This window comes from Pseudomonas sp. PAGU 2196 (genome assembly GCF_022179005.1).
In the GTDB taxonomy this organism is placed as follows: Bacteria; Pseudomonadota; Gammaproteobacteria; order Pseudomonadales; family Pseudomonadaceae; genus Aquipseudomonas; species Aquipseudomonas kermanshahensis.
This window is the reverse complement of the sequence record NZ_BNTL01000044.1, coordinates 1-6,201: the sequence shown is the minus strand read 5'-3', so window position 1 is coordinate 6,201 and position 6,201 is coordinate 1. Positions and strand designations below refer to the sequence as shown.

6 protein-coding genes and 1 pseudogene are annotated in these 6,201 nt (G+C 62.4%); all 7 read right to left on the bottom strand.

The features are described 5' to 3' along the window. On the bottom strand, positions 1–555 hold a 555-nt coding region (locus MFF34_RS26990), incomplete at its 3' end, for a response regulator (RefSeq protein WP_238217587.1). A gap of 46 nt (positions 556–601) precedes the next feature. Next, positions 602–2,821: a chemotaxis protein CheA gene (locus tag MFF34_RS26985; protein ID WP_238217586.1), complete on the bottom strand. Its 2,220-nt coding sequence runs from the start codon at positions 2,819–2,821 to the stop codon at positions 602–604. A gap of 12 nt (positions 2,822–2,833) precedes the next feature. Continuing rightward, the gene (locus tag MFF34_RS26980; RefSeq protein ID WP_027593010.1) at positions 2,834–3,622 is read right to left on the bottom strand and encodes a protein phosphatase CheZ; all 789 of its coding nucleotides are present in this window, start codon (positions 3,620–3,622) and stop codon (positions 2,834–2,836) included. Positions 3,623–3,642: 20 nt separating this feature from the next. Beyond that, positions 3,643–4,017 carry a chemotaxis response regulator CheY gene (locus MFF34_RS26975; RefSeq protein WP_077068541.1) on the bottom strand — a complete coding sequence of 125 codons (375 nt, stop codon included), beginning with the start codon at positions 4,015–4,017 and terminating at the stop codon, positions 3,643–3,645. A gap of 117 nt (positions 4,018–4,134) precedes the next feature. After that, positions 4,135–4,875 carry an RNA polymerase sigma factor FliA gene (gene fliA, locus MFF34_RS26970; RefSeq protein ID WP_027593012.1) on the bottom strand — a complete coding sequence of 247 codons (741 nt, stop codon included), beginning with the start codon at positions 4,873–4,875 and terminating at the stop codon, positions 4,135–4,137. After that, positions 4,872–5,705, bottom strand: coding sequence for a flagellar synthesis regulator FleN (gene fleN / locus MFF34_RS26965; protein ID WP_027593013.1), 834 nt, complete (start codon positions 5,703–5,705; stop codon positions 4,872–4,874). The genes fliA and fleN overlap by 4 nt, the downstream gene beginning before the upstream one ends. Before the next feature lie 93 nt (positions 5,706–5,798). After that, a pseudogene (flhF, locus tag MFF34_RS26960) lies at positions 5,799–6,201 on the bottom strand (flagellar biosynthesis protein FlhF); the annotation flags it as partial.

Genomic DNA, 6,201 nt, shown 5'->3' with positions numbered 1-6,201 from the left:
CACCGGCACGCACGGCGCCGCCGGTACGCACCCCGGCCGCGGCGCCGTGCGTGCCGGTGCCGAGGATGGGCTTGCGAAGCTGCTGGTGGGCGCATGGCTGCTGTTGGTAGTGACCGGCGCAGCAGCAGGTGCCGGGTTGTAACTGCCAAAACGACGGTTGCTGCGCGACAGGGTATGCACCTTTTCGCACAGCATCTGCTTGACCTTCTCGGGGTTGCGCGAGATGTCTTCAAAGTTTTTCGGCAGGTAATCCACCGCACCAGCATCCAGCGCGTCGAGGGTCACCCGGGCGCCTTCATGGGTCAGCGAAGAGAACATCAACACCGGCGTCGGGCAGCGCTGCATGATGTGCCGCACTGCAGTGATGCCGTCCATCATGGGCATTTCGTAGTCCATGGTGATGACATCGGGCTTAAGCGCCAGCGCCTGGTCGATTGCTTCCTTGCCATTGGTCGCGGTACCCACTACCTGGATCGTCGGGTCCGCCGAGAGGATTTCCGAGACACGGCGGCGGAAGAAACCGGAATCATCCACCACCAGGACCTTGACTGCCATAAACACTCCATTAGGCGGCGCAACCCGCCAGGGCGCGCCACCGAAATCAAATACGCCGCGCGGCGTAACGCTTGAGCATGCTCGGAACGTCGAGGATCAACGCGATGCGACCGTCGCCGGTGATCGTGGCCCCGGACATGCCCGGCGTGCCCTGCAGCATCTTGCCCAGCGGCTTGATTACCACTTCTTCCTGGCCCACCAGTTGATCGACGACAAAGCCGATGCGTTGGGTGCCGACCGACAGGATCACCACATGGCCCTCGTGCTGCTCTTCGTGCACCTGGCCCTGGACCAGCCAGCGCTTGAGGTAGAACAGCGGCAATGCCTTGTCGCGCACGATCACCACTTCCTGGCCATCGACCACGTTGGTACGCGAGAGGTCGAGGTGGAAGATCTCGTTGACGTTGACCAGCGGGAAAGCGAAGGCCTGGTTGCCCAGCATCACCATCAGGGTCGGCATGATCGCCAGGGTCAGCGGCACCTTGATGACGATCTTCGAACCCTGGCCCTTGGCCGAGTAGATGTTGATCGAGCCATTGAGCTGGGAAATCTTGGTCTTCACCACGTCCATGCCGACACCACGGCCAGACACGTCAGAGATCTCGGTCTTGGTCGAGAAGCCCGGGGCGAAGATCAGGTTGTAGCAATCCGACTCGCTCAGACGCTCGGCGGCGTCCTTGTCCATCAGGCCCTTTTCCACGGCCTTGGCGCGCAGGATGTTGGGGTCCATGCCCTTGCCGTCATCAGAGATCGACAACAGGATATGGTCGCCTTCCTGTTCAGCCGACAGCACCACCCGGCCCGTACGCGCCTTGCCGGTGGCTTCACGCTCGTCGGGCATCTCGACGCCATGGTCGACGGCATTGCGCACCAAGTGCACCAACGGGTCGGCCAGGGCCTCGACCAGGTTCTTGTCGAGGTCGGTTTCTTCACCGACCAGCTCCAGGTTGATCTCTTTCTTGAGCTGGCGAGCCAGGTCGCGAACCAGGCGCGGGAAGCGGCCGAAGACTTTCTTGATCGGCTGCATGCGGGTCTTCATGACCGCGGTCTGCAGGTCAGCGGTGACCACATCGAGGTTCGACACGGCCTTGGACATGGCCTCGTCACCGCTGTTCAAGCCCAGGCGCACCAGGCGGTTACGCACCAGCACCAGTTCGCCGACCATGTTCATGATCTCGTCCAGGCGCGCAGTGTCGACGCGCACGGTGGTTTCCGCCTCGCTGACCGCATGTTTTTCTGCCGCTGGGGCCGGCGCGCGAGGCGCAGGTGCGGGCTTGCTGGCAGCTGCTGGGGCGGCGGCTGGAGCAGGTGCCGGTTTGGCCACCGGCTTGCTCTCGACCTTGGCGGCGACAGGCGCTTCGACCGCGACCGCGTCACCCGAGAACTTGCCCTTGCCGTGCAACTCATCGAGCAAGGCTTCGAACTCGTGCTCGCTGATCTCGTCACTCGTTGGGCTGGCCGCTGCAACGCTTTGCGGCGCTACCGCTGCCGGCGCGTTGGCGGCCGGCAAGGCATCGGCCTGGAAGGTGCCCTTGCCGTGCAACTGGTCGAGCAGCGACTCGAACTCTTCATCGGTGATTTCATCGCTGACCGGGGCCGCAGCGCTGGCCACAGGCTCAGCGGCGACTTCGGCGCTGAACTGGCCTTTGCCATGCAACTGGTCGAGCAACGATTCGAATTCGGCGTCGGTGATTTCGTCACCGGCGCTGCTGACGGTTTCGCCTTGCATCTGCTCATCGGCAGCGGCCTGGGCCTTGACCGCGTCGAGCGAGTCGAGCAGCTGCTCGAATTCGCTGTCGGTGATGTCTGGCTCTTCGGCAGGCGCCGCGGCGACCGGCTCGGCTGCAGCCGCAGGCGCTGCGACCGCTTCGGCAGCAGCAGGCTCGGCCAGGCGCGACAACGCCGCCAGCAGTTCTGGGTTAGCGGGGATGACCTCGCTGCGCTCGCGGACCTGGCCAAACATGCTGTTGACCGTGTCCAGCGCCTCCAGCACCACGTCCATCAATTCGGCGTCGACCCGGCGCTCACCTTTGCGCAGGATGTCGAACACGTTCTCGGCGATATGGCAGCACTCCACCAGCTCGTTGAGCTGGAGGAAGCCGGCGCCCCCTTTTACAGTGTGGAAACCGCGAAAAATGGCATTGAGCAGGTCGGCATCATCCGGTCGGCTTTCCAGCTCGACCAGTTGCTCGGACAGTTGCTCAAGAATTTCGCCGGCTTCTACCAGGAAATCCTGAAGGATTTCTTCATCGGCGCCGAAGCTCATTAAACGTGCTCCTTAAAAACCCAGACTGGACAGCAGATCATCGACATCGTCCTGACCGGACACGACGTCTTCACGCTTATCGGCATGAATCTGCGGACCTTCACCCCGAGTCGGATGTTTTTCTTGATCTTTTTCAGCACGCAGCTGCTGGTGGTCATGTTCGATACCGGCAAAACGGTCGACTTGACTGGCCATCAGCACGAGCTTGAGCAGGTTGCTTTCCACCTCGGTGACCAGTGCGGTGACCCGCTTGATCACCTGCCCGGTCAGGTCTTGATAGTCCTGAGCCAGCAGAATGTCGTTGAGGTGGCCTGAGACCTTGCGGTTACCTTCAGCGCTGTGCGTCAGGAAACTGTCGACGCGTTTGACCAGGTCACGGAATTCCGGCGCGGCCACTTCGCGGCGCATGAAGCGCTGCCAGTCCACGCTCAGGGCCTTGGCCTCACCCGCCAGGTCGTTGAGCACCGGCGTGCTTTCCTCGACCAGGTCCATGGTGCGGTTAGCGGCACCCTCGGTCAGCTTGACCACATAGGACAGGCGCTCGGTGGCGTCGGTGATCTGCGAGACCTCCTCGGCCTGCGGCATGTGCGGGTCGATCTGGAAACTGACGATCGCACTGTGCAGCTCACGGGTCAGCTTGCCGACTTCCTGATACAGGCCGCGGTCGCGGGTCTGGTTCAGCTGATGAATCAGCTGCACCGCCTCGCCGAAGCGCCCGCGCTCCAGGCTCTCTACCAGCTCCTGGGCATGCTTCTTCAGGGTCGATTCGAACTCCCCCAAAGACGTTTGTGATGAATCCATGGCGCGCCCCCTGACGTGACTCAGCCGTTGACGCGTTCGAAGATCTTCTCGATCTTTTCTTTGAGCACCTGAGCGGTGAACGGCTTGACCACGTAACCATTGACGCCGGCCTGGGCCGCTTCGATGATCTGGTCGCGCTTGGCTTCGGCCGTCACCATCAGTACCGGCATGGTTTTAAGCTTTTCGCTGGCGCGGACTTTGCGCAGCAGGTCGATACCGGACATGCCCGGCATGTTCCAGTCGGTCACCAGGAAGTCGTAGTGGCCGTTTTCCAGCATCGGCAACGCAGTGGTGCCGTCGTCAGCTTCGTCGGTGTTGGTGAAGCCCAGATCACGCAGCAGGTTCTTGATGATCCGCCGCATCGTCGAAAAGTCGTCAACGATGAGGATTTTCATGTTCTTGTCCAATTAGACCTCCAAGCAGTCTCAAACGCGCTCGGCCCCCGAGCACGCATTCATTCAATTCGGCACAACGTGAAACGGCTGCAGCGTCTTCAGTGCAACGGCTGGCGCTCAGCGCGCCCGCCACTCACCCAGACGGCTGCGCAAACGTGCGGCGCACTGGCTGTGCAACTGGCTTACCCGCGACTCGCTGACGCCCAGCACCTCACCGATTTCCTTGAGGTTCAGCTCTTCGTCGTAGTACAGCGCCAGCACCAGCCGCTCGCGCTCTGGCAGGTTGGCGATCGCATCGGTCAGGGCAGCCTGGAAGCGCTCGTCTTCAAGGCCCCGCGCCGGTTCGACCTGGCCACTGGCGCCGTCTTCGTGCAGGCCTTCGTGCTCGCCGTCCTGCAACAGGTCGTCGAAGCTGAACAGCCGGCTGCCCAGGGTATCGTTCAAAATCCCGTAGTAATCATCGAGACTCAATTGGAGTTCGGCAGCAACCTCGTGATCTTTAGCGTCGCGACCGGTTCTTGCTTCAACGGCGCGCATTGCGTCACTGACCATGCGGGTATTGCGGTGCACCGAACGCGGTGCCCAATCGCCCTTGCGCACCTCGTCGAGCATGGCGCCGCGGATGCGGATGCCGGCGTAGGTCTCGAAGCTGGCGCCCTTGCTGGCGTCATACTTGTTGGCCACTTCCAGCAAGCCGATCATGCCGGCCTGGATCAGGTCTTCGACCTGGACGTTGGCCGGCAGCCGCGCCAACAGGTGATAGGCGATGCGCTTGACCAGCGGGGCGTAGCGTTCGATCAGCTCGTACTGGGCGTCTTTCGACGCCCTGCTGTACATCTTGAAGCCGCTCGCATTCATAGTACCGGTCCTGCGCTGGTGGGCTGCACCAGACGCTCGACGAAGAATTCCAGATGCCCGCGCGGGTTGGCCGGCAACGGCCAGCTGTCGACCTTCTGCGCAATGGCCTTGAAGGCTAACGCACACTTGGAACGCGGGAACGCTTCGTACACCGCGCGCTGCTTCTGCACCGCCTTGCGCACGCACTCGTCGTACGGCACCGCGCCCACGTACTGCAGGGCAACGTCAAGGAAGCGATCGGTGACCTTGGTCAACTTGGCGAACAGGTTGCGCCCTTCTTGCGGGCTCTGCGCCATGTTGGCCAGCACCCGGAAGCGGTTCATGCCGTAGTCACGGTTGAGCAGTTTGATCAGTGCGTAGGCGTCGGTGATCGAGGTGGGTTCGTCGCACACCACCAGCAACACTTCCTGGGCCGCGCGAACGAAGCTGACCACCGAGTCACCGATACCCGCAGCGGTGTCGATCACCAGCACGTCGAGGTTGTCGCCGACGTCGCTGAACGCCTGGATCAGGCCAGCGTGCTGGGCCGGCGCCAGGTGCACCATGCTCTGGGTGCCGGAGGCCGCCGGTACGATGCGCACACCGCCGGGGCCTTGCAGCATCACATCGCGCAGCTCACAGCGCCCTTCAATAACGTCGGCCAGGGTGCGTTTGGGGGTCAGGCCTAGCAATACGTCGACATTGGCCAGGCCCAGGTCGGCGTCCAGCAACATGACCCTGCGGCCAAGCTCGGCCAGCGCCAGAGACAGGTTCACTGAAACGTTAGTCTTGCCGACGCCACCTTTGCCACCGGTCACGGCGATCACCTGTACGGGATGCATGCTACCCATGTCTGTTCTTTACCTTGTCTCGCTGGGACTCAGGCCACACGTGAGGCAATTCTGCGTGCCCCTTGGCATAGCTACGTTGCACACACTTCATCATCAACCCGCTCGCCGTGGGTTGTGATAGAGATCAGCGAACATATCGGCCATGGCCTCTTCGCTGGGCTCGTCCTGCTGCTGCACATTGACCGCACGGGTGACCAGCTGGTGCGCCCGGGGCAAGTGCAAATCGTCGGGAATGCGCGGCCCATCGGTCAGGTAGGCCACCGGCAATTCATGACTGATGGCAAGGCTCAGCACGTCGCCGAGGCTCGCCGTTTCATCGAGTTTGGTCAGGATGCAGCCGGCCAGGCCACAGCGCTTGTAGCTGTGGTAGGCGGCGGTCAGCACCTGCTTCTGGCTGGTGGTTGCCAGCACCAGGTAATTCTTCGCGGCGATGCCGCGGCTGGCCAGGGTTTCCAGTTGCATGCGCAGTGCCGGGTCGCTGGCCTGCAGGCCAGCG